The organism is Acinetobacter sp. 18QD2AZ41W, assembly GCF_009829025.1.
GTDB lineage: Bacteria > Pseudomonadota > Gammaproteobacteria > Pseudomonadales > Moraxellaceae > Acinetobacter > Acinetobacter pseudolwoffii.
This window is the reverse complement of record NZ_WURP01000080.1, coordinates 1-274: the sequence shown is the minus strand read 5'-3', so window position 1 is coordinate 274 and position 274 is coordinate 1. Positions and strand designations below refer to the sequence as shown.

1 protein-coding gene is annotated in these 274 nt (G+C 44.2%); it reads left to right on the top strand.

Going from position 1 to position 274, the window contains the following annotated elements; genetic code table 11:
- On the top strand, nucleotides 1-274 hold a 274-nt coding region (locus tag GVV58_RS15360), incomplete at both ends, for a hypothetical protein (RefSeq protein ID WP_216070549.1).

Here is a 274-nt window from a genome sequence, read left to right as displayed (position 1 = left end):
GCTTGGCAGAAGGTGTAACCGCACTGACAGAAGAGAAATGGCTTGAGTCATTAAAAGGTACCAATGGTGCATCTGCTTATGACATTTATCTCAGCACATTAGCTGAAGGTGAAACACCACTCAGTAAAGAAGACTGGTTGGCATCATTGAAGGGTGATTCACTTTACGAGATCTATTTAACGACTGTAAAAGAAGGTGATACCCCACTTTCAGCTGAAGACTGGGTTGCGGCGCAAAAAGGTGATCAAGGCGATTCGGCTTACCAAGTGTATGT